23 protein-coding genes are annotated in these 23,381 nt (G+C 56.5%); 9 read left to right on the top strand and 14 right to left on the bottom strand.

What is annotated here, in order from left to right:
* The 9 genes from E1297_RS25640 to pdeM form a co-directional block, all read left to right on the top strand.
* A partial coding sequence (locus tag E1297_RS25640) for a CpaF family protein (RefSeq protein ID WP_155143337.1) occupies positions 1 to 1,026 on the top strand: 1,026 nt, incomplete at its 5' end.
* A gap of 11 nt (positions 1,027 to 1,037) precedes the next feature.
* Positions 1,038 to 2,006 carry a type II secretion system F family protein gene (locus E1297_RS25635; protein WP_155143336.1) on the top strand — a complete coding sequence of 323 codons (969 nt, stop codon included), beginning with the start codon at positions 1,038 to 1,040 and terminating at the stop codon, positions 2,004 to 2,006.
* A 10-nt stretch (positions 2,007 to 2,016) separates the two neighbouring features.
* Positions 2,017 to 3,018: a type II secretion system F family protein gene (locus E1297_RS25630; protein ID WP_155143335.1), complete on the top strand. Its 1,002-nt coding sequence runs from the start codon at positions 2,017 to 2,019 to the stop codon at positions 3,016 to 3,018.
* Between the two features lie 184 nt (positions 3,019 to 3,202).
* Entirely contained in the window at positions 3,203 to 3,610 is a 408-nt protein-coding gene (locus E1297_RS25625; RefSeq protein ID WP_209015997.1) for a tetratricopeptide repeat protein, read from the top strand.
* Between the two features lie 31 nt (positions 3,611 to 3,641).
* Entirely contained in the window at positions 3,642 to 4,493 is an 852-nt protein-coding gene (locus tag E1297_RS25620) for a lipopolysaccharide assembly protein LapB (protein ID WP_155143334.1), read from the top strand.
* Between the two features lie 3 nt (positions 4,494 to 4,496).
* Positions 4,497 to 5,042: a prepilin peptidase gene (locus E1297_RS25615; protein ID WP_155143333.1), complete on the top strand. Its 546-nt coding sequence runs from the start codon at positions 4,497 to 4,499 to the stop codon at positions 5,040 to 5,042.
* 118 nt (positions 5,043 to 5,160) lie between these two features.
* The gene (locus tag E1297_RS25610) at positions 5,161 to 6,468 is read left to right on the top strand and encodes an ATPase (RefSeq protein ID WP_155143332.1); all 1,308 of its coding nucleotides are present in this window, start codon (positions 5,161 to 5,163) and stop codon (positions 6,466 to 6,468) included.
* Between the two features lie 49 nt (positions 6,469 to 6,517).
* Positions 6,518 to 8,929: a ligase-associated DNA damage response DEXH box helicase gene (locus tag E1297_RS25605; protein ID WP_155143331.1), complete on the top strand. Its 2,412-nt coding sequence runs from the start codon at positions 6,518 to 6,520 to the stop codon at positions 8,927 to 8,929.
* 44 nt (positions 8,930 to 8,973) lie between these two features.
* The gene (gene pdeM, locus E1297_RS25600) at positions 8,974 to 9,636 is read left to right on the top strand and encodes a ligase-associated DNA damage response endonuclease PdeM (protein ID WP_155143330.1); all 663 of its coding nucleotides are present in this window, start codon (positions 8,974 to 8,976) and stop codon (positions 9,634 to 9,636) included.
* A 4-nt stretch (positions 9,637 to 9,640) separates the two neighbouring features.
* Here pdeM and E1297_RS25595 read toward each other — a convergent pair whose 3' ends face one another.
* From E1297_RS25595 to ybgC, 14 genes are all read right to left on the bottom strand, one after another.
* Complete coding sequence (locus E1297_RS25595) at positions 9,641 to 10,234, bottom strand: LytTR family DNA-binding domain-containing protein (RefSeq protein ID WP_209015995.1); 594 nt, start codon at positions 10,232 to 10,234, stop codon at positions 9,641 to 9,643.
* A 385-nt stretch (positions 10,235 to 10,619) separates the two neighbouring features.
* Positions 10,620 to 11,510, bottom strand: a complete 891-nt coding sequence (gene folD, locus E1297_RS25590; protein ID WP_155143328.1) for a bifunctional methylenetetrahydrofolate dehydrogenase/methenyltetrahydrofolate cyclohydrolase FolD — start codon at positions 11,508 to 11,510, stop codon at positions 10,620 to 10,622.
* 53 nt (positions 11,511 to 11,563) lie between these two features.
* Positions 11,564 to 11,869: a chorismate mutase gene (locus E1297_RS25585; protein ID WP_155143327.1), complete on the bottom strand. Its 306-nt coding sequence runs from the start codon at positions 11,867 to 11,869 to the stop codon at positions 11,564 to 11,566.
* A gap of 57 nt (positions 11,870 to 11,926) precedes the next feature.
* Positions 11,927 to 13,603, bottom strand: coding sequence for a formate--tetrahydrofolate ligase (locus E1297_RS25580; RefSeq protein ID WP_155143326.1), 1,677 nt, complete (start codon positions 13,601 to 13,603; stop codon positions 11,927 to 11,929).
* A 165-nt stretch (positions 13,604 to 13,768) separates the two neighbouring features.
* Positions 13,769 to 14,344 carry a sulfurase gene (locus E1297_RS25575; RefSeq protein WP_155143325.1) on the bottom strand — a complete coding sequence of 192 codons (576 nt, stop codon included), beginning with the start codon at positions 14,342 to 14,344 and terminating at the stop codon, positions 13,769 to 13,771.
* 109 nt (positions 14,345 to 14,453) lie between these two features.
* The gene (ftsH, locus tag E1297_RS25570; protein WP_155143324.1) at positions 14,454 to 16,370 is read right to left on the bottom strand and encodes an ATP-dependent zinc metalloprotease FtsH; all 1,917 of its coding nucleotides are present in this window, start codon (positions 16,368 to 16,370) and stop codon (positions 14,454 to 14,456) included.
* Between the two features lie 76 nt (positions 16,371 to 16,446).
* Entirely contained in the window at positions 16,447 to 17,700 is a 1,254-nt protein-coding gene (tilS, locus tag E1297_RS25565) for a tRNA lysidine(34) synthetase TilS (RefSeq protein ID WP_155143323.1), read from the bottom strand.
* Positions 17,697 to 18,521: a tol-pal system protein YbgF gene (gene ybgF, locus E1297_RS25560; RefSeq protein WP_155143322.1), complete on the bottom strand. Its 825-nt coding sequence runs from the start codon at positions 18,519 to 18,521 to the stop codon at positions 17,697 to 17,699. The genes tilS and ybgF overlap by 4 nt, the downstream gene beginning before the upstream one ends.
* A gap of 4 nt (positions 18,522 to 18,525) precedes the next feature.
* Positions 18,526 to 19,029, bottom strand: coding sequence for a peptidoglycan-associated lipoprotein Pal (gene pal, locus E1297_RS25555; protein WP_155143321.1), 504 nt, complete (start codon positions 19,027 to 19,029; stop codon positions 18,526 to 18,528).
* 87 nt (positions 19,030 to 19,116) lie between these two features.
* Positions 19,117 to 20,436 carry a Tol-Pal system beta propeller repeat protein TolB gene (tolB, locus tag E1297_RS25550; protein ID WP_155143320.1) on the bottom strand — a complete coding sequence of 440 codons (1,320 nt, stop codon included), beginning with the start codon at positions 20,434 to 20,436 and terminating at the stop codon, positions 19,117 to 19,119.
* The gene (locus E1297_RS25545; RefSeq protein WP_209015993.1) at positions 20,433 to 21,539 is read right to left on the bottom strand and encodes a hypothetical protein; all 1,107 of its coding nucleotides are present in this window, start codon (positions 21,537 to 21,539) and stop codon (positions 20,433 to 20,435) included. The genes tolB and E1297_RS25545 overlap by 4 nt, the downstream gene beginning before the upstream one ends.
* A gap of 9 nt (positions 21,540 to 21,548) precedes the next feature.
* Positions 21,549 to 22,025: a protein TolR gene (gene tolR, locus E1297_RS25540; protein WP_155143319.1), complete on the bottom strand. Its 477-nt coding sequence runs from the start codon at positions 22,023 to 22,025 to the stop codon at positions 21,549 to 21,551.
* A gap of 1 nt (position 22,026) precedes the next feature.
* On the bottom strand, positions 22,027 to 22,722 hold the full coding sequence (gene tolQ / locus E1297_RS25535) for a protein TolQ (RefSeq protein WP_155143318.1): 696 nt from the start codon (positions 22,720 to 22,722) through the stop codon (positions 22,027 to 22,029).
* 109 nt (positions 22,723 to 22,831) lie between these two features.
* The gene (gene ybgC, locus E1297_RS25530) at positions 22,832 to 23,242 is read right to left on the bottom strand and encodes a tol-pal system-associated acyl-CoA thioesterase (RefSeq protein ID WP_155143317.1); all 411 of its coding nucleotides are present in this window, start codon (positions 23,240 to 23,242) and stop codon (positions 22,832 to 22,834) included.
* Between the last annotated feature and the right edge of the window lie 139 nt (positions 23,243 to 23,381).

The following is a 23,381-nucleotide window of genomic DNA, read 5'->3' as shown; positions in this document are numbered from 1 at the left end:
GTCAACGATATTCTTGTCAATGGCCCGCAACAGATCTTTGTCGAAAGATTCGGCAAGCTGGAAGTCAGCGACATTACCTTCAAAGACGAAAAGCACCTGATGCGGATCATCGACAAGATCGTATCCGCTGTGGGTCGTCGCGTCGATGAATCAAACCCTTATGTTGACGCCCGTCTTGCAGATGGCTCGCGTTTCAACGCGATGGTGCCGCCGATTGCGGTTGATGGCTCTCTTGTTTCCATTCGTAAGTTCAAGAAAGATAAGCTTGGCATTGATGACCTGGTCAATTTCGGTGCGTTCACTGAAGAAATGGCCGCGTATTTGCAAGCAGCCGTCTCGACCCGTCTGAACGTTATCGTTTCGGGTGGTACGGGTTCTGGTAAAACAACCACTCTCAACGCTTTGTCCAGCTTCATCGATGATGCTGAACGTATCCTGACAATTGAGGATACGGCGGAACTTCAGCTGCAGCAGACCCATGTGGGCCGAATGGAAAGCCGCCCGCCCAACGTCGAGGGCAAAGGTGAAGTCAGCCCGCGCGACTGTCTGAAAAACGCCCTGCGTATGCGTCCTGACCGCATTATCGTGGGCGAGACGCGTGGCGCTGAGGTTATCGACATGTTGCAGGCCATGAACACCGGCCACGACGGATCAATGACCACAATTCACGCCAACTCGGCCCGCGACGGTATCTCACGTCTGGAGAACATGATCGCGATGGCCGGTATCGAGATGCCGATCAAAGCGGTCCGCAGCCAGATCTCATCGGCTGTGAACCTGATCGTGCAGGCCAGCCGTTTGCAGGACGGCTCGCGTCGGATGACCTCGATCACCGAGATCACCGGTATGGAAGGCGATGTGATTTCCATGCAGGAAATCTTTCGTTTTCAACGCGTTGGCTTGACTCCAGACAACAAGATCATCGGTCACTTTACCGCGACAGGTGTACGCAGCCACTATTCCGAGCGGTTCCGGCTGTGGGGCTTTGATCTGCCCTCGTCGATCTACGAACCCACCACAGTGTAGGAGATCCGGATATGCAACTGCCCGTAGAGGCGCTTATCTATGTCGTGATCTTCGTCGGAGTTTTGCTCCTGGTCGAAGGTATCTACCTTGTGGCGTTTGGCAAATCGATCAGCTTGAACAGCCGGGTCAACCGGCGGCTGGATATGCTCGACAAAGGCGTCGGGCGTGAGCAGGTACTGGAACAGCTGCGCAAGGAAATGCAGCAGCACATGAAGTCGCAGAGCATCCCGCTCTACTCGTTGCTGGCTGACAAGGCCCAGAAAGCGGCTATCGCCTTCAGTCCCCGCCAACTGATCATGATCATGGCTTTGTTGTCTGGTCTGGCCTTCATGGGGCTGAGCATTGGCACCACTGCCGATACTGTCTTGCGGGCAGCTATCTCGGTCGCCATCGGCATCGGCGCTGTATATGCTTGGGTGAACAGTAAAGCCAAAAAGCGTATGGCGCTCATGGAAGAGCAATTGCCCGATGCCGTGGAACTCATGGTTCGGTCGTTGCGCGTTGGTAACCCGTTCATATCTTCGGTTCAAATTGTTGCCAACGAAGTACAGGATCCCTTGGGCACGGAATTCGGCGTCATTGCAGATGAATGTGCATATGGCCGGAGCGTGGGTGAAGCTCTCAAAGATATGGCCGAACGTCTGGGCATGCAGGATTTGCGATTTTTGGCCGTTGCCGTCGCTATCCAACAACAGTCCGGTGGTAACCTTGCCGATATTCTGGCCGGGCTTGCTCAGGTTATTCGTGCGCGCTTTCGTCTGTTCAGACGCGTCAAAGCGATCACCGCCGAGGCCCAATGGTCCGGTAAGTTTCTGTCCGGTTTCCCGCTGGTCTGTCTGGTATTCATCCTGGTAAAGGATCCGAACTACTATGACACGGTCATAGATGAACCATACTTCATTCCGGCCTGCTTCTTCGTTGGCATCATGCTGACGCTGAACGTGATCGTTATGAAAATTCTGACCAACATTAAGGTCTGAGGAGTCACCGATGGAATTCTTGACCTATGTAAACGACATGCTGACAGATCAGCTGGGTGAATTCGGACCCCTTATCGTTGTCGGGGTTTTAGGTCTGTTCATGATCCTGGTGACTGTACCGCTGATGCTGAATCAGCCCGAAGACCCGCTGAAAAAGCTACAGCGCTCGAATACAGCGCCGAAGAAAGAAAAAAAGAGTAAAAAGGACCAGCTCAGAAACTCTGGGCGGAACGAAAATCTCGAAAAATTCTCGAGTTTTCTTGAGCCGCAGAACGAAGACGATCTGTCTGCTATGCAACTCAAGCTGCGTCAGGCCGGCTATCAGTCCAAAGACGCGGTGCGGTTCTTCCACTTTGCCCAGTTCGCCCTGGCCATTGCCGGTCTGTTGATCGGCGTGCTGCTGATCACAGTGTTCTCCAGCGGAGAAGAAGAGCTTACTGGTCAACAGATGGCGATGCGCGTTCTGATCCCGGGCGGTATCGGCTACTTCATCCCGAAATACTGGATTACCCGACGTGTCGCGGAGCGCCAGGAGGCGATTACGGCGGGCTTCCCGGATGCACTTGACCTGATGCTTGTCTGTGTCGAAGCGGGTCAGTCGATGGATCAGGCGATCGTTCGAGTGGCGGCGGAAATGCAAAGTTCTTACCCTGATATCGCGCAGGAGTTCGAAGTGGTCGCATACGAAATGAAGGCCGGTAAGGACAAAGATACGGTTCTGCGTGATTTCGGAACCCGCTGCGGAGTGCAGGATGTCAGTGCATTTGTAACCGTGATGATCCAATCGGCAGCATTTGGTACATCGATTGCCGAAGCCCTGCGGGTCTATGCCGGCGAAATGCGTGACAAACGCGTGATGCGCGCCGAAGAAGCCGCGAACAAGTTGCCAACCAAAATGACACTTGCCACAATGATGCTGACGGTCCCCCCGCTTCTGATCATTCTGGTCGGTCCATCGGCAAAAGGCATCATGGAGTTCGGAAAAGGCGGCGGGGTGGACTCGGGACTCTAATCCCTTCGTTAGGCCTGCTACAGGAGTCTTTATCAGGGTGTTTCGCAACTTTCCAATCTTGGCCACCGTGGTTCTTACCATGGTGGCTTCTTGCACTGACACCGGTCTGAACAACGGCCCTTTCCCTCCCGGAGTCGACCCAAAGGGCGAAGCCGCGGACGAGCTAACCGTCGGAAACAGGCTGATGGCCGCAGGGGAATATGAGCTGGCGCTCGAGTCCTTTACCCGCGCTGCTTTGGATGAGGGGATGACCCCTCAAATCCTGACTTCGCTTGGGACAGCGAATCTGGGCCTCAGGCGTCTGGGCCAGGCGGAAACGCTTTTACGTCGCGCCGTGGAAGACGAGCCTGACTGGCCTGTGGCGTGGAATAATCTGGGCGTGTTGCTGATGGAAACCGGTCAGTATCCCGAGGCGTCGCAGGTCTTTCAAAGGGCCTACGCCCTGGACAATGGCGAAAGTGACGCAATCCGTGACAATCTGCGGTTAGCACTCGCAAAAATGGAAAATCCTGTTAATAATACCCCTCAAGAACAAGAATATACGCTGGAACAGCGGGGCAACGGTGCGTTCGTGCTTCGCAAAACCCAGTAACAGAGGCGAGAGCAGTAAAAGGACGCAAAAAATGCGCCAACTATTCCTGATTCCGACAGCAGTGGCGTGTGGGCTGGTTCTTTCCGCCTGCGCAAAAGAAACCGAAGAAGAAAAAGTTGAACGCACTTTCCAGGAAGTGAACGTCATCGACGAAACCAACCTGAACGATGTGATGCTGAGCGCTGCCGACCCCAACGAGGCGGTCACCTATTTTCTTGGCGCTGCCAGTAAAAACCCGGACCGCATCGACCTTCAGCGTGGTTTGGCCATTTCGTTGACACGTGCCAAGCGCAACACCGAAGCGGCGGTCGCGTGGAAACGCGTTCTAGATATGAAGGGTGCGACCAACGCCGACAAAGTCGAATACGCAGATGCGTTGGTTCGCGGCGGCGAGTGGAAGCGCGCCAAGGCCGCTCTGGATGCGGTCCCCCCCACTTATGAGACGTTCCAGCGCTACCGACTGGAGGCACTAGTTGCGGACTCCAGCAAAGACTGGAAACGCGCCGATCACTTCTATGAAACGGCCGTCGGCCTGACAACGCGCCCGGCGGGCGTTATGAATAACTGGGGTTATTCAAAGCTGAGCCGCGGCCAGTATGCCGAAGCCGAGCGTCTGTTCACCGAAGCAATCCGCCAGGACAAGTCGCTGTTCACGGCCAAGAACAATCTGGTTCTGGCCCGCAGCGCGCAGGGCAACTATTCAATGCCTGTGGTTCCGATGTCGCAAGCCGAGCGCGCGCAGCTGTTGAACACGATGGGAATTTCGGCCGTAAAGCAGGGCGACCTGACAACTGCCAAAAACCTGTTCCGCGAAGCAATTGCAACTCATCCACAGCATTTTGACGAAGCTGTTCGCTCGCTCCGCGCGCTCGAGGAAGCATAAATCATGCAAATACCCGCAACGGCCGCGATGTGGTTTTTGCCGTTTGTTCTGCCGATCTGCTTTTACGTGATATTCACGGATATGCGGGAAATGCGGATCAAAAACCATGCGGTCAAGGCGCTGACCTTGGTATTTGTCATTGTTGGTTTGTTTGCACTTCCTCCGTGGTCAGGACCGTGGCTTGAGGGAGAGAGCGGTCCATTGTCCTTTTCGCTGCCCATCTATCTGTGGCAGTTATTCCATCTGGCTGTGGTTATGTTCTTTGCCATTCTTTTGACTGCTGCGGGAGCGATGGGAGCCGGTGACGCAAAGTTCTGTGCATCAGCTGCACCCTTTATCTGGCTGGGAGATCTGATGGTTCTGATGGCCATCGTTACGGCGTCAATCCTTGGCGCTGTGACCACCCATCGGCTGGTAAAATACAGCGCTTTGCGCCGTATCGCGCCGGATTGGAAAAGCTGGGACACGGGTAATCGCTTCCCAATGGGGTTCGTCCTGGCCGGAAGTTTATCCATCTATTTGATTTTAGGTATATTTTACGGCTCCTAAACCATCATCAGTACGCCTTGCCCGCGCCTTGGTCCTGCCACAAAGCTGCGCCAAATTTTTCGCAAGCGACCCCTGTTCGGGGCATTTGACGTGACAACCTGATAGACGAGCAACGCTCATGAACATGCAGACGACCTCCGTTGTAGCCCCCCCTGCCCCCAAGGGCTTGGGTGAAATGCGGCTTCCACTGGTGATGATGCGGGACATTCTTCTGAAAACAATCTTTCGCAAGAATGTGGATACTGTATCTGACATCGCCTCAGCCATTTGCTTGCCGGGCGCGGTTACCCAGGAACTGGTGGACATGGCGCGCGAACAGAAACTCCTGCAGGCGACGGGTACGCTGAATGCCAACAGCGGTAACGAGATGGGCTATCAACTCACCGACGCTGGTAAAGCGCGTGCCTTGGACGCGCTCAGCCAGTCCGAATATTTCGGCGCAATGCCGGTACCGCTGGATGTCTATCGCGAACAGGTCAAACGCCAGTCGATCCGCAATATTCAGGTCACCCGTGACCAGTTGACAGGTGCAATGGGGCATCTGGTTTTGCCCGACAGTCTGCTGGACCATCTGGGCCCCGCGGTCAGCGCGGGCCGTTCGATCCTGATGTATGGCCCTCCGGGCAACGGTAAGTCTTCGATTTCAAACGGTATTCGGGATGCCCTGGGAGACAACGTTTATGTCCCTCGCGCCATCGAATATGCCGGTCAGGTGATTACGGTCTACGATCCGATCGTTCACACCGCGATTGAGCAGGAAGCGGATGACCCTAACAGCATTCGCCGCCGCAAACGCTTTGACACGCGCTATGTACAATGTGAGCGCCCCACGGTGGTCACCGGTGGTGAACTGTCGCTCAGCATGCTGGATCTGGTCTACAACCCTACAGCGCGTACCTATCAGGCGCCACTACAGCTGAAATCCACCGGCGGCATCTTTATCGTGGACGACCTTGGTCGTCAGGCAGAACCGCCACAGGCACTGATCAACCGTTGGATTGTTCCGCTTGAGGAAAGCAAAGATATTCTTGGCCTGCAGTCGGGTGAAAAGTTTGAAGTTCCGTTCGATACGCTGGTTATCTTTTCGACCAACTTCCACCCGAATGAGATTTTCGACCAAGCGGCTCTGCGCCGGATCTTCTTCAAGATCAAGATCGATGGTCCGAATCAGGAGAACTTCCTGAAGATCTTTGCCATGGTTGCTCGTAAACGCGGCATGCCACTGGATGAGTCGGCGTTGGTTCATCTGCTCAAGGTCAAATACCCGACGATCAACAACATCTATGCGAATTATCAGCCGATCTTCTTGATCGATCAGATGATCTCGATCTGCGAGTTCGAGGGCATCCCCTATCAGATGAACCCGGACCTGATCGATCGCGCATGGGCCAACATGTTCGTCAAAGAAGAACATATCGTCCACTAGGAACACCTTCCCCCCTGCCATTCTGATCACGGGCGGGTAATCTGCAGTCATGACGCAGATTCCCGCCCGGATTGATAATTGGTTTGCCGCCAAAGGCTGGTCCGTACACCCCCATCAGCTAGACATGTTCGACCGGGCGCAAAATCCGGCAACGTTGCTGATCGCCCCTACTGGCGGGGGCAAAACCATGGCTGGGTTCCTCCCGTCACTGGCCGAACTAGCTGATGGCAGACACAACGGTTTGCACACGATCTATGTCTCTCCGTTAAAGGCGTTGGCCGCAGATATCCGGCGAAATCTGCGCGTGCCGGTAGAAGAGATTGGCTTACCTATTCGCATCGAGGATCGAACAGGCGACACCTCGGCCACCCAAAAGAAACGCCAGCGCGCCGACCCACCGCATATCCTGCTGACCACGCCCGAGAGTTTGGCTCTGCTGACCTCATACGAGGATGCGGCCCGTATGTTCAGCGGCGTTGAGAGGGTGATCGTGGATGAAATTCACGCTCTGGCCGAAAGCAAACGTGGTGATCAGCTGATGTTGGCGTTGGCTAGGTTACAATCACTTAACCCTGCGCTGCGACGCGTAGGACTGTCGGCAACAGTAGAGGATCCAGATGCAATCGCGCGCTTTCTGGCCCGCCATCCCGACCCTTGTGAAATTGTGCAAGCCGACCCCGGCCCGGACCCAGATATCTCAATGCTGGAAACCGAGGAGATGCCACCATGGTCAGGTGGTGGCGCTGCCTATTCGATCCCCGCAGTGTTGGACCAAATCAAGAAACACAAGACGACACTGATCTTTCACAACACCCGCGCACAGGCCGAAATTTTCTTTCACAATCTCTGGCTGGCCAACGACGACGCCCTGCCTATTGGCATCCATCACGGCAGTCTTGACCGGCAACAGCGCGAGCGTGTCGAAGCCGCTATGGTTCGCGGAGACCTGCGCGCCATCGTCTGTACCGGCAGCCTGGATCTGGGGATCGATTGGGGCGACGTGGATCTGGTGATCCAGATTGGAGCACCAAAGAATGTCAAACGGCTGGTTCAACGCATTGGACGTGCCAACCATCGTTATAATGCACCATCCAAAGCCTTGCTGGTCCCAGCCAACCGTTTCGAAGTGGTGGAATGTATCGCGGCGCTAGAGGCTGCAAAAGCGCATGAGCTGGATGGAGAACCGCGCGGCCGCGGCCCACGCGATGTCCTGTGCCAACACATCCTGATCGCTGCAGCCTCGGGGCCATTTGATGCGGATACTCTGTTTTCCGAGATGACGTCTGCGGGACCCTATGCGCAATTGGATCGCCCTCAGTTTGATGCCTGTCTCGATTTCTGTGCGACCGGCGGCTATGCGCTGCGTGCCTATGATCGCTGGCAGCGCCTACTAAAACGCCCGGATGGGCTGTGGCAGCTTCGCGACCCCAGAGCTGCGCAGCGTATCCGTATGAATTTGGGCACCATTCAGGACACTGACACGCTGAAAGTGCGCCTGAAAAGAAATCGCGGGGGTAAGCCACTGGGTGAAGTGGAAGAAGCCTTTGCCGCGTCTCTGACGCCCGGAGATACGTTTTTGATCGGGGGGCAGATCGTACGATACGAAGGGTTGCGCGAAATGACGGTCGAGGTCAGCCGCCGTGCTGAACGGAAACCCAAGATCGCCACCTTTTCCGGTACGAAGTTTGCCACGTCCACGCAATTGAGCGATCGCATCCTTCGTATGTTCGCACAGTCAGACTGGCCACAACTGCCGCCACATACAGCGCAATGGCTGTCCCTGCAGCGTGACCTCTCACAGCTACCGCAGCGTGACAGGCTGTTGATCGAGAGCTTTCCCAGCGACGGGCGAGAACATTTGTGTGTCTACGGTTTCGCCGGTCGCAATGCCCAGCAGACACTGGGGCTGCTGGTCACCAAACGGATGGAAGAAACAGGATTGGCCCCATTGGGCTTTGTGGCAACTGATTATGCCACTCTGATCTGGGGGCTGGATGCTGTGACCGACCCGCGCCCGCTGTTTCAGATTGATGCCTTGCGCGATGGTCTGGAGAACTGGCTCGCAGGAAATGCGGTGATGAAACGTACCTTTCGCGCCTCGGCCACGATTGCAGGTCTGATCGAGCGAAATACGGGTGGGCAACGCAAAAGCGGACGGCAGGCAACGTTTTCCTCAGACATCCTGTACGACACTTTGCTCAAATACGATCCGGATCACCTGCTGATGCAAATCACCCGTGAAGAGGCGATGCGCGGGCTAGTCGATTTCGGGCGGATTGAGGCCATGATCGAACGTATCGGTGATCGGATCGATCTGTTGCGCCTGGATCGAGTTTCACCGCTGGCCGCACCTCTGTTCCTTGAAGTCGGTAAAGTCCCTGTCAAAGGCGCCGCCGAGGAACGCCTATTGGCAGAAGAGAGCGCTCGTCTGTTGCAAACTGCAGGTTTGGCGGAAGTGTAACGCTGCCTCTTGCAAACACTGCTCAAACGGGCAAAGAACGGATCATGAACAGTCTAGAGTTTTCCTTTGCAGGTCAGCGCCTGCGCGCGCTGGGTTCAGGGGCTTTGTGGTGGCCGGAACAGGATTTGCTCTGTGTGTCAGACCTGCATCTTGGAAAATCCGAAAGGGTGGTCCGGCGCGGAGGCCCCGCCCTGCCCCCTTACGATAACCGCGAGACACTTGCGCGGCTGGCGACAGATCTTGAGTACACCGCAGCAGGAACAGTGATTTGTCTTGGCGACAGCTTTGACGATCTGGATGCGTCTCTTTCGCTGACTGATGACGAACGGCTACAGATTTCAACGCTTCAGGCTGGGCGTCTTTGGATATGGATCGAGGGCAACCATGATCCGGGACCAGTGGAGCTGGGTGGAACGCATCTGTCCGAATGGTCCTGCGATTCTCTGGTGTTCCGGCATATCACGCAGTCCCACGATCGCGGTGAGGTTTCCGGTCACTACCACCCTAAAGCGCGCATTCTTGTCAAAGGACGCTCGATCACGCGCCCTGCCTTCCTGCTGGACAGCGATCGCATGATCTTACCCGCCTATGGGACATATACAGGTGGGTTGCGCAGCTCTGAAAAGATTCTGAGCGAGATCATGGCACCCGACGCCAAAGCGATACTGACAGGACCGCAGCCTCTGATCGTGCCAATGCCAAGATGACGGCTCAGAGCAAACCATCCTCAACCAATTTCGGTTTGTATTTCCTGCTCACGGGGACCAGATCACCGTTCTGAAGTCGCAAGAAAATCTTCCCGTCCATCCGCTCGGTGCCGGTGATAGAAGCATCCGTCACCCAATGTGATCGATGCGTACAATGCCCCGGGACAGGCTCCATCTCATTGATGGCGTCAGTAAATCGAGACCTGATGGTGAATGTCCCATCCGAAGTCACAACATCCACATTGTGGTCACGCACGGTCAGCCGATAGATCTGGCCGGAAAATCCACTTGGCAAACGGTTCGTCAGACGCGGTTTGATCGATTCTTCCGGCTGAGATGTCGAATCGGCGACATCGCTACTGCTCACCAGGACCAGTCCAGCGCTAAACAATATCCCATAGGTACCGACCGACAACAGGTCCGGCGCATCCTGACCGCTAAGGGTATATAGCATCCAAGCAAGCAGCCAAAGCGACGGTGTGAAGAGCGCAAGGATCAGGATCGTGAAGGTCACGTTTGGCATGGATCGGCCCAACTGATCAAAGCGGCCATTTACCAGTGTTTTTGAGGTCCAAGTCGCTGCCACCGCCAGCATCATCACGCCGATCCAAAAAACGAGGCGTTGGGAAAATGGCAGGTCCATTTCGCGGAAGGGTGGAAAAGAGTAGGCAAGCAGAGGGATAAATACGAGACCGGCGATTACCCTCTGAGGGCTACACGCGGCAAGTATCTTGCGTAGCTTTGACGTCATACCAAACTAACAAGCGGTCTTCCGAAACCCAGCCCAGATGCCTCGGGCGACCTGCACTTATACTTCGTAACTGGCTGGAATAACGTGTTTATCACGATATGTCAGACATTCAAACCCGTTTATGGGATAAAGTCACATTCGTGATCAACCGCAATAAACTTGGATAATTCTGGTAACAATCAGCCAAATTTAAAGGGGAACCGGGCAGAATTACTCTGCCCGGCGAAATGTTTTAGGCAGTCAGGCCTTCGGGCTCTGGCAGGCTATTTGCACGGCAGCATGCGGTCAGAGTATTTGCCAGAAGGCAGGCAATGGTCATTGGGCCAACACCGCCGGGTACAGGTGTAATGGCGCCTGCACGCTCAGCCGCGCTGGCATAGTCCACATCACCGACCAGCTTGTTCTTACCATCACGCTCAATGCGATTGATGCCCACGTCGATGACAGTGGCGCCTTCTTTGATCCAGTCACCAGGCACCATTTCCGGGCGGCCAACTGCAGCGACGACAATGTCGGCACGGCGTACAACGTCCGGCAGGTCCTTGGTGCGCGAATGCGCGATGGTCACGGTGCAGCTGTCACCCAGCAGCAGTTGCGCCATCGGCTTGCCCACAATGTTCGAACGGCCGATCACGACTGCGTCCATGCCAGACAGCGAGCCGTGGTGGTCACGCAGCATCATCAGGCAGCCCAATGGGGTACAAGGTACCATCGACTTCTGCCCGGTGCCCAACAGACCAACGTTCGAGATGTGGAAGCCATCAACATCTTTGGAGGGGTCTATGGAGTTAATGACCAGATCTTCGTTCAGGTGCTTGGGCAGAGGCAACTGCACCAGAATGCCATGCACAGCCGGATCGTTGTTCAGCTTGTCGATCAGGGCCAGCAGATCCTCTTCGGATGTATCGACGTCCAGCTTGTGCTCGTACGAATTCATGCCGACTTCGACGGTCATCTTGCCCTTCGAGCGGACATAAACCTGGCTGGCCGGGTCTTCCCCCACCAGAACCACGGCGAGACCGGGGGTGATGCCATTTTCTTCTTTCAGCTTTGCGACCTGATCGGCCACCTGCGCGCGAACCTTGGCCGCAAAGGCCTTACCGTCGATAACCTGCGCTACCATCCTTTGATCCCTTCTTTCAAAAAACGGATCGGGCGCGGAAAGCGCCCGGTTCTTCAGTCGGGGCCGAGCACGCGTTCTTCGCGGGCAATCGACCAGTCAATCAGTATACGCCAGAGCTTTTCGGCAAGATCGGGGTCCATGCCCAACTCATCCGAGCTCTTGCGCACACGCTGCACCACTTCTTCGACACGATCCGGGATGCGGGCTGGCAGCCCCTCGCCGGGTTTCAGCTGAGACGCGCGGTCAATATAGCCTGCGCGCGTAACCAACAATTCGATCAATTGGCGGTCCAGCTTGTCGATCTGAGGCCGCAATTCCTGCATCGAGTGACAGTCTTGCGGTGGTATCAGAGTGGGCATTTTAATCTCCTGTGGCCCGGGGATATCCCCGGACCACGAGATGTCTTATTTGGGGGCTTAGAACAAGCCCTCGATCTCACCTGCGTCGTTAAGACAGATGGTTTCCGCAGCCGGCTTGCGAGGCAGACCAGGCATGGTCATGATCTCACCGCAGACGACTACGATGAAGCCGGCACCTGCGGACAGACGCACTTCGCGAACCGGAACCGAGTGGCCGGTCGGCGCGCCGCGCAGGGTCGGATCGGTCGAGAACGAGTACTGGGTTTTCGCCATGCAGACCGGGAGGTTGCCATAGCCAGCTTCTTCCCACTCACGCAGTTGGTTGCGGATCTTGTTGTCAGCCAACACCTCGTCGGCGCGGTAGATGCGCTTGGCGATGGTTTCGATTTTCTCGAACAGAGGCATGTCGTCCGGGTAGATCGGCGAGAAGTTCGCGCTGCCACCTTCGACGATTTCGACGACTTTCTCAGCCAGCGGTGCGGACCCTTCCGAGCCCAGCTCCCAGTGACGCGACAGAATTGCCTCAACGCCATGCTCACCGCAATAGTCGCTGACCGCCTGCACTTCGGCATCGGTGTCGGTGACAAAGTGGTTGATGGCGACAACAACTGGCACACCGAACGATTTCACGTTCTCGATGTGGCGGCCCAGGTTGGCGCAGCCATTAACAACCGCTTCCACGTTCTCCGCACCCAGATCGGCTTTGGCAACGCCACCGTTCATCTTCATCGCGCGCACGGTTGCAACCAGCACAACAGCAGACGGAGCGATGCCCGCCTTACGGCACTTGATGTTCATGAACTTCTCGGCACCCAGGTCAGCACCGAAACCGGCTTCGGTCACGACATAGTCAGCAACTTTCAGTGCGGTCTTGGTCGCGATGACCGAGTTACAGCCATGTGCGATGTTCGCGAACGGGCCGCCGTGGACGAATGCCGGGTTGTTTTCCAGCGTCTGCACCAGGTTCGGCTGCATCGCGTCCTTCAGCAGAACGGTCATCGCGCCTTCGGCCTTGATGTCCCGGCAGTAAACCGGTGTCTTATCGCGGCGGTAAGCAACGATGATGTCGCCCAAACGCTTTTCCAGGTCTTTCAGGTCGTTTGCCAGGCAAAGGATCGCCATGACTTCGGACGCCACAGTGATGTCAAAACCTGCCTCACGCGGGAAGCCGTTCGATACACCACCCAGAGAAGCTGTGATCTGACGTAGGGCGCGGTCGTTCATGTCGACCACACGACGCCATGCGACGCGGCGGGTGTCGATCTCGCACTCATTGCCCCAGTAGATGTGGTTGTCGATCATTGCCGACAGCAGCGAGTGAGCTGAGGTGATGGCGTGGAAGTCACCGGTGAAATGCAGGTTCATCTCTTCCATCGGAACAACCTGCGCGTAACCGCCACCTGCAGCGCCGCCCTTCATGCCGAAATTCGGACCCAGCGATGCTTCGCGGATACAGATCATCGCGTTTTTACCGATGCGGTTCAGGCCGTCACCCAGACCAACGGTGGTGGTGGTCTTACCTTCACCCGCCGGGGTCGGGTTGATCGCGGTCACGAGGATCAGCTTGCCGTCTTCGCGGTCCTGAACCGAGTTGATGAAGTCCTGGCTGACCTTCGCCTTGTCGTGGCCATAGGGCAGCAGGTCTGCAGAATCGATGCCGATTTTTGCGCCGATTTCCTGGATCGGCTTTTTGTTCGCCTCACGGGCGATTTCGATGTCGGATTTGTAGCTCATTGGGCAGGGTCCCTGATTGAATGCCGTGCGAAACCGACGCTGAACGTCGGCGCTGGACAACCCATACCGTTGTGTACAATTGCGATGGATAGAGATTCCGACATAATCATGCCGTGAAACGTCGTAGACGCCATTCAGCAGTTTCAAATCGGAAACGACGGCGCCTTATGGTGCCCAGCTACGCTGATCCGGCACAAACAGGGACAATGTATCACCAACCCGCAGATTTCCGGGACATTCAACCCATGCGGTGACGCCACGACGACCCTGTGCAGCAGGCTTGAACGCAGCGCCATGCCCCGGTGCTTCGTGTTCGATTTCACGGCCGGGTATAACGCAAGGGCGGTTTTCCATATCAATTGTGACGGTCAACCCGCCCGAGGCCTGCAGACGTGACGATGGAGGCACATAGGTAAAGTCAGGTATCCCTCTTACGACGATGCTCACACCCAGCAATGCTGGATCAAGCGTTTCAAGCCCCATGTCAGCTGCGATTGCATCCATTTCTTCCGCAGACAGAATCGATAATTGGCGCACATTGCGGATTTCGGTTCCCTGCGGGTAGAGGTTCCTTACCCGAACGCACGAGGCACGGTTGACCCCTTCGTGGCGCGCGCCCTGTTCTCCGGCAAATCCCAGCTGCAATTCTTCGACGGATCTGGCGCGAATGTTACTGCCCGATGGAACGTGACCAAGCCAGACGACTTCGCCTGAAAACTCCGTTTTTCGCAAAACCGGCATGCTGCTCCCTCGCTTTCTTTTTTGCTCAAGGTCGCACCCTAAACTCATCCATTGCAAATTGAAGGGCCAAACAAAAAAAGACCCGGGTCCAGGCCCGGGTCTTTTCGAATTATGTGGTTGGTTCAGGCTCCATCCCACCATCCGGCGGCGATTTCTTGGCCTTGGTTTTGGGAATCGCCGTGACACTTGGTGCGCTGCCCTCATCCGAGCTGTCGCTTTCATCATCGCCTTCGTTTGGCGAGTCACCGTTCATCACGCGCTTGATCTCATCACCGGTGAGAGTCTCATATTCCAAAAGGCCCTGAGCCAGACGTTCCCACTCTTCATTGTGGTCGGTCAGGATTTTGTGCGCTTGCTCATACCCTTGCTGGATCAGGCGTTTCACCTCTTCCTCGATCAGTTCTTTGGTATGTGCTGAGACCGAGAAACCAGCGGTGTTACCCGAATAGCCTTCATGGGCTTCGGCATAGTCGATGTTACCGACCTTGTCAGACATGCCCCAGCGCATCACCATGGCGCGCGCCAGTTGGCTGGCCTGCATAATGTCACCGGCCGGACCGTTCGACACGTGGTCTTCACCGTATTTGATCACCTCAGCCGCCTTGCCTGCCATGGTCATGGCCAGCTTCTGCTCGCACTCGTCACGGTGATAGTTCAACTGATCCATCTCAGGCAGGCTGACAACCATACCCAATGCACCGCCGCGCGGAATGATCGTCGCTTTGTAGACCGGATCACACAGCGGCAGAGTCATGCCAACAACGGCGTGGCCGGATTCGTGATAGGCTGTCTTTTCCTTCTGATCCTGCGTCAGCACCATCGAGCGGCGCTCGGCCCCCATCATCACCTTGTCTTTCGCGTTTTCGAAATCTTCCATGGTGACAAAGCGGCGTCCCACACGAGCGGCCATCAGCGCCGCCTCGTTCACGAGGTTGGCCAGATCGGCACCCGAGAAGCCCGGAGTACCGCGCGCGATGATGCGCAGGTCGACATCGGGGCCCAGAGGCGTCTTGCGCGCATGCACGCCCAGAATTTTCTCACGGCCTTTGATGTCGGGATTGCCAACGGTCACGTTGCGGTCAAAACGGCCCGGACGCAGCAGCGCGGGGTCCAGAACGTCTTTACGGTTGGTGGCCGCCAGAATGATCACGCCTTCGTTGGCCTCAAAACCGTCCATCTCGACCAGCAACTGGTTGAGGGTCTGTTCGCGTTCATCGTTCCCGCCGCCATAACCGGCACCACGATGGCGGCCAACGGCGTCGATCTCGTCGATGAAAACGATACAAGGCGCGTTCTTTTTGGCCTGTTCGAACATGTCGCGCACACGGGATGCACCTACACCAACGAACATTTCAACAAAGTCGGAACCCGAAATGGTGAAGAACGGTACACCAGCCTCACCCGCAATCGCGCGGGCCAAAAGCGTTTTACCGGTACCCGGAGGGCCAACCAGCAGCGCACCTTTGGGAATCTTGCCACCGAGGCGCGAGAATTTCTGCGGGTTGCGCAGGAATTCCACGATCTCTTCCAGCTCTTCCTTGGCTTCGTCGATGCCAGCAACGTCATCAAAGGTCACGCGGCCATGCTTTTCGGTCAGCATCTTGGCTTTGGACTTGCCAAAGCCCATCGCGCCGCCTTTGCCGCCGCCTTGCATCCGGTTCATGAAATAGACCCAGACGCCGATCAGCAGCAGGAAAGGCAACAGAGTGATCAGGAACGACTGGAAACCCGATTGCTGCTGTTTTTCAGCGCGTACGGGGATGTTCTTGTCGATCAGCAGCTTGGTCACTTCTGCATCCGTAGGTTTGATCGTGACATAGTTGCCGCCGGTATCAGTGGAGTAGCGAATTTGTTCACCGTCGAGTGTGACGTTCTTGACGTCACCGGCCTCGACCGAGCTGACAAACTCGGAATAAGTTTTTTCATTGCTCTGGAGCGTTCCACCCGGTCCACTGAACAGATTGAACAGTGCAAGGATCAGCAGGAACAGAACAACCCAGAAGGCGATGTTACGAGCGTTGCCCAAGGAAAATCTCCCAACAGATTTCGGCAGATGGGGATCTGCCGGGTTGCTCCTTAAAATAGAGATGATTGTGGCAGGTTCAATGCGATAAAAACGATGCGTAAAAGTCTGGCACATGCGGGGCCAGTTCTACGCTCCAGCCATTGGCATATCCGGCAAGCGGTGCAGACAGCAGTTCATCCCCTCGCCAAACCGCAGGTGAGGACAGAATCGCCGCTCGGGGGCGCCCCACCAAACGCCAGTCATCAAGGCGTGAGATTCCGCGCTCGCCAAGCGGGCGCACTAGCGTTTCAGCTGCGCTCGGCCCGTTGAGAACCCAGCGCCTATCCCACGGGGTTCCCGGATGCGCTGTCTGATCCTTCACCGCGTTTAGTTCCCTGCAAATCCAAGCATTATTGCCTTTGGGGATCACCAGGCACCCCCCGACAGACACTGTCTGCCTTGTCAAAAGCGTATCAACCACTTGATCAACCGCGCTCTGACGTGGGGGATATCCACCCTGTGTGATCCAACCGAAGGTTCCCACCAAGATCCTGCGCTGGATTTCTTGAGGCAGTGCTTCAAACCCATTCAAGTCGATACACACATCACCGGATTCAACCACGGCGATCTTGCGGGCGGATTCCTGCGCAAACAGCTCCAACGCATCACGCGCTTGTGCAAGGTTGCCAGCTACCCTGGACAAGGTTTCAGCAGTAATTCCGATGTTGCCAAGACCTGTCAGAGCCTCACGGGTCTTGATACGATCAAAGCGCGTGTCCCGATTCGAAGGGTCTTCGATCCATGTCACACCAGCTGCGTTCAGATAGCCGCGCAGCCGGGCGCGGGTGATCGAGAGCAGCGGACGCAGCAGGTCGATGCCGTCTTGTCGACGAACCGTGGCCATGGCCGACAAGCCCGTAACCCCGGCAGAACGCGCCAAACGCATCAGAACGGTTTCAGCCTGATCATCTGCTGTGTGGCCCAGTGCAATAGCTGCGATACCATGACTTTGCGCCCATTCGGCGAGCAATCTGTATCGAGCACGCCTGGCCTGATCCTGAAGGTTGCCGGAACCGTCCCAACCTTTCCATTTCAAAGTCTCGTGAGGCACGCCCAAATCTGCTGATCGCCTTGAAACAGCGACGGCCTCATCCGCAGCCTCGGCACGCAGACCGTGATCGACTGTTGCAGCACAAAGTTCGAAACCTTCCGTTCGGGCGATCCCAGCAAGCAGTTGCAACAGTGCGGTGGAATCACTCCCGCCGGAAACCGCCACACCGATGCGACGCGGCAGCGGGTCCGGCAGATGTCGCAGGATTTCGGCCCTCAGCGTGTCGGTGTCAGAGGTCAAGAACAGCCCAGCGACGCCATTTCCTGAGTGGCAGACGCAACCGATGGAGAAGCGGGGAAGCGCACACCGACCTCACCCAGCGTAATACAGGCTTGATCGGTTTGCCCCAGACGACCCAGCGCTGCGCCAAGCTCATAAAGCGCTTCGGGTGCGACAGGTCCTTCGGAATCCCCGGTAAAGCTTGCCAGAAACGCCTTGGCTGCTTCGCGTGTGTCACCCAGACCTTCCAGTGCCTGTCCTCGCTTCAGATTGGCCTGAGGTGCAAGCGGGCTGCCCGGATAGGATGTGTCGAACTGTGCAAACATATTGGCAGCAGTTTGGAAATCACCATCCGACAGTGCCTGAGAGGCGGTATCAAAGTCAGCCTGTTCACCAACCGCAAGCTCGGTCTGGCTAACCTCAGAAGTTTCGGATGCCGTTGGCGCAACAACAGTCGTAGTCTGTTCTTCACCACCCAATGTCGAAGTTTCACCCAAGGTGCTCAGATCGCCGCCTTCCAACTCGACCAAACGAAACTCCAGATCACCAATCCGGTTGGTTCCGTCGGTGACAACATTCTGAATACGTTGATTCAGTTGCTCAGTCTGCCGGGTCAGGCGCTGCAACTCGGCCTCAATGGCGTCAACCCGTTCCAGCACTGAACTGCCGGACAGGTTTGGGGCGGGAGAACCGGTCGTCGAAAACTCGCGCTTTAGGCGTTGAATTTCAACGTGCAGCACCGTCAGTTCCTGCCGGATGTCCGCTAAAGTTTGCTGGTCCTGCGCCTGCGCTACACCTGCGGCGGTTACCACCGCCGCCAGAACCCATCCTGCAAGTCTCATTATCTTACCCCAAGGTTGATCCGGTCAGCACCGTCACCGCACGACGGTTCTTGGAATAGCATTCCTCGGTGCTGCAAATTTCAATCGGACGCTCTTTGCCATAGCTGATTGTCTGAATGCGATTGCCCGCAACGCCACGCGAAATCAGGTACTCCCTTGCCGCATTCGCGCGGCGAGCGCCCAATGCAAGGTTGTACTCGCGGGTGCCCTGCTCGTCCGCATGGCCCTCGATCGTCGCGGTGTAATCGGTGTTGGCAAGCAGCCACTCGGCTTGACCCTGCAGAATTGTCTGCGCCTGAGGCGACAGTGTGGACTGATCGACCGCAAACAACACGCGATCACCGACAGTCTGCTGGAAATATGCAGGTGAACGCGGGTCACTTGGTGAACCCGGTTGGATTGCACCGCTGCCACCAGCACCACCGCCCAGAGCCGAAGGATCATTGTTGCTACAGGCGGCGATCAACATCAGCGCGCCCAACGCCGCGAATTTGCTCAATACGTTCATTACAATTGCCTCTTGTCCCGTTTGTTTATTGACGACTGTCTACCATAGCGCGGTTGCATTGTGAACTTTGCCTGTCTGCCGGTTCGATCAATTCTGCAATGGTCCCCATGCCGGATCGCTGCCCCCGTCGGGTGTGCGAACCGGGCGAAGATTTCGCCCCGAGATATCCACGGAATAAAGCGAAGACCGTCCGCTTGCCCCCTGCGTTTCCCGCGAGAACATGATGACCCGGCCATTGGGCGACCAGGTTGGGCCTTCGTCCAGGAATGAGGCGGTCAACAGGCGTTCCTCACTGCCATCTATGCGCATCACACCAATATGGAAACGACCCTTGTTCTGTTTGGTAAACGCAATCAGGTCACCGCGCGGAGACCAGACCGGCGTACCATAGCGCCCCTGACCAAAACTTATGCGTGTAGCCTCACCGCCATTGGCGGGCATGATGTAAAGTTGTGGGGTGCCGGACCGATCGCTTTCGAACACGATCTGAGTACCGTCCGGTGAATAGCTGGGTGCTGTCTCAATCGCAGGCGTGTTGGTCAGACGTACGCTCTGACCCGAAGCCAGATCCATCTTCCAGAGGTCGGTATTACCCCCTTGGATCAACGAATAGACGATCGATCTGCCATCAGGCGAGAAGCGCGGTGAAAAGCTCATTGTGCCGTCCTGCGTCTTCAATTCCTGCCGTTTCACACGGCCGACATCCAATACGTAGATACGCGGCCTGCCGCTTTCATAACTGGTGTAAAGCAGCCGATCACCCGTGGGTGAGAACCGTGGTGCAAGAACGATTGCGGCGCTGTCGGTCAGGTACTGAACGTTGGCGCCATCATAATCCATGATCGCCAACCGCTTGCGCCGCTGATCTTTGGGTCCGCTTTCCGAGACAAAGGCAACCCGGCTGTCGAAATATCCACCTTCACCCGTGATACGGCTATAAACCTGGTCAGCCACCTTATGTGCCATGCGACGCCAGCCATCAGTTGTGCCAGCGAACTGTAGGCCATTGCCCAGCTCTTGCCCCGAAAACACATCCCAAATCCGGAACCGCACCGTAAGACGTTTGCCCGAAACATTGACCGCACCAGTAACCAGCGCCTGCGCATTGATCGCTTTCCAATCCGCGAATTGAACAGGGGCTTCGAAACTGCTGACCCGACTGATGAAAGCATCGGATGAGATTTCACGGAACAACCCCGTGCCGGTCAGGTCGGCGGCAACGACGCGCGAGATATCGCTCGCATACTGCGCTGCTGCAGGACTGTCCGGCACGAAACTGGGCACTGCAAAGGGCATGGGTTCGATAATGCCCTCAGTGAGCTCAAGGCGTAGCGGTCCGCTTTGCGCATATACCGGTGCCGACAACAGGGTCAGACCGACAAAGAGGCTGGTCAGAAGTTTCATCATTTGATCCGCATCCTCTCGGGATTGAATGTAATCTCAATATCCTGCCAATGCTCGTATTTGTCAGCAGGCAGGTCATAACCTCTGGCACCACAGCGCAAGATCGCGCGGCGCGCCGCATCAAAGGCTTGTTTTTCCGCACCGGCAGAACCGCCGGAACTGTCCAGCAGGCGCAAACTACCGCCCACGACCGTTCCGTCACGGTTCAGGGAGAAGCCGACTACCACCACAGTACTCAATGCGTCGGTCGACAGCGATCCGACATTCCAGCATCGTGATACGGCCAGACGCATCGCGTCCTTTTCGCCGCTGGTCAACGGTGGACCTGAAGGTTCAGAATCGCGCAGAGCCTCGGAAAGCGCATCCTCAATCGCGTCCTGTTCACTGGACGACGTCGCCTCTGCCGGGGCGGCAGGCTCAGATGTTTCCGCAACTTCAGGCTCAACGGGCGGTGCAGGACGGTTGGGTCGAACGCGCGGTCGGGGAGAGGTTGTCGGCGCCGTCTCATCGGATTCCTCAGCCTCGGTCACGATCTGATCCGTGGCTTCCTCGGGTGCGGTCTGGTCCTGTTGTTCTTGCTGCGTCTCAGCGCCTTCGTCCAGAGAAACCGGTGGCGATTCCACGTCATCAATCTGGGCCTCGGGTGGCGGCGGGGCTATTGGTTCGGGTGCTACGCGATCAGCTGGCCTAGGCTGGGCCTCGGGTCCGGGAGGTGTGGGAAGGACTACCGCTTCTGGCTCTGGCTGTTCCAGAACCGGCGGCTCTTCAACCACTTCTGGCTCGGGTGGCACTTCGACTGTTTCCAGCACCGGTTCAGGTTCGGGTTCAGATGGCGTCACCGGCTCGGGGCGCGGTTGTTCTTCCTGCGTGGGCTCTGGCGCGTTCACCTCTTCAACGGGTTCAGGCGGCTGCTCCAGCGATTCAGGTGTCGAAGGAACCTCAGGCGCTTCGCGCTGCGCGGTCATTGCCGCGAATTGCTCAGCAGAGATCACGGATACATCCTGCACAGCCATAGGCAGCGGTTCCGACTGGAACGTACCGCCGAACAACGCCCATCCGATCAGACTCACATGGGCAATCGCTGAGATCTTGGTGCCGGTTTCCACCCCGCGGCCTCACTCTCCACCTTCGTCCAGCGTTGGCCCGCCCGTATCGGTAACAAGGCCCACATTCGAAAATCCGCCCGCATTCAGGGCGCCCATGATCTGCATCACCTGCGCATAGGGAATAGCGCCGTCCGCCCGCAGGAATACACGGTCACTGCTGCGCTCAGCAGCGATGGCGCGCAGCTTGCCAATCAGTTCTTCGCGCAGAACATCTGTCGTCTGGATCTGAACCCGACCATCCGCAGTGAGGGTTACAGTCAAGGGTTCTTCATTGTCCCCGGGCAATGCGCTGGCGGCGGTTTTGGGCAGGTCAACCGGAACACCCACGGTCAGCAAGGGGGCTGCCACCATGAAAATGATCAGCAACACCAACATGACATCAACAAATGGCGTAACGTTGATTTCCGCCATCGGCTGTGCGCGACCGCGACGACGACCGCGTCTACGCCCGTTTCCGTTTGACGATTGCTGAACCGCAGCGCCCATGTCAGCTGTCCAACTGACGAGAAAGGATGGTGGCGAACTCGTCGGCAAAAGCTTCATAGCCACCGACGATCCGGTCACTGTCGGCGCTCAGCTTGTTGTAGAAGATCACGGCCGGGATCGCGGCCAACAGGCCGAGGCCGGTTGCCAGCAACGCCTCGGCGATGCCAGGTGCTACAACTGCAAGGTTCGTGTTCTGCTGCTCGGCAATCTCGATGAAAGCATTCATGATGCCCCAGACAGTACCAAACAGACCGATAAACGGCGCGGTCGAGCCGACGGTCGCCAGAATGGGCAGACCTTTTTGCAGGGTTTCAGCCTCTTTCGCGATGGCCACATCCATTGATCTGTCGATCCGGGCGGTTGCACCTGCGATCAGCCCACCGTCAGTTCGATGGGACCTTCGCCACTCGATCATTCCGGCCGCAAATATCTTTTCCGAACTTCCGTCCGGGCGTGAACCAATCTCTTCGAACAGCTCATCCAGAGGATTGCCCGACCAGAAAGATTCATCAAAAACCTGCGCCTCACGGCGTGCAGCGCGATAGTTGATGAGTTTCTGTATAATGATCGCCCAGGACCAGAAGGATGCGATCACGAGGATCAGCATGACCACCTTGACGATGAATGTCGCGCGGGCGAACAGCCCCCACATGGAGAAATCGATCTCCTGCGCCAGCACCAGCGTTTCAGCTTCCATGAACCTGCTCTTTGTTTTGCCTGACGGCCGTTCGTTTGGCCTTGTTTTGCCAGACGCTAACGCAGATCGGTATGAAATGCCAACATAACCACCCCTGGGCTACGTTTTGTTACATCAATGCGCGAATCTCTGCCGGAAGGCGGATTGGCTTGCCATCGCTGTTGATGCAGACAGCCGTGACTGTGGCGCGGAATATTTCCGTTTCACCCCGCAAAACCAACTGTGCCATCGTCAGCCGAACACCCGAGATTGCGACCACTTCGGTCTCAACGGTCAATTCGTCATCAAATTTGGCAGAGGCAAGATAGTCTGCGTCCAGCTTGCGCACGACCCAGACGACACCGTCATCCCGCATCGCGTTCTGATCATTCCCCAGCTTACGAACCCAGTCAGATCGGGCGCGTTCGATGTAGCGCAAGTAATTTGCGTGATAAACGACACCACCCATGTCGGTGTCTTCGTAATAGACCCGGATCGGAAAGATATGTTTCTGTTTCTCTAGTGACTTATCTTGCGACATCGCAAATCCGACTATCCAGTTTCATCAATCTGTCCTGTGGGGCCTAAGCCCCACCCCCACAGACATGCCCGCGCAGTGGCAATCCCGCAATCCCTGATTGATCAGAAAATTCACTGAGGCCGTACTCAGTATCGAAATC

This window comes from Roseibium sp. RKSG952 (assembly GCF_009711355.1).
The sequence above is the reverse complement of the archived record's forward strand: the minus strand, read 5'-3'. Positions and strand labels throughout refer to the sequence as shown.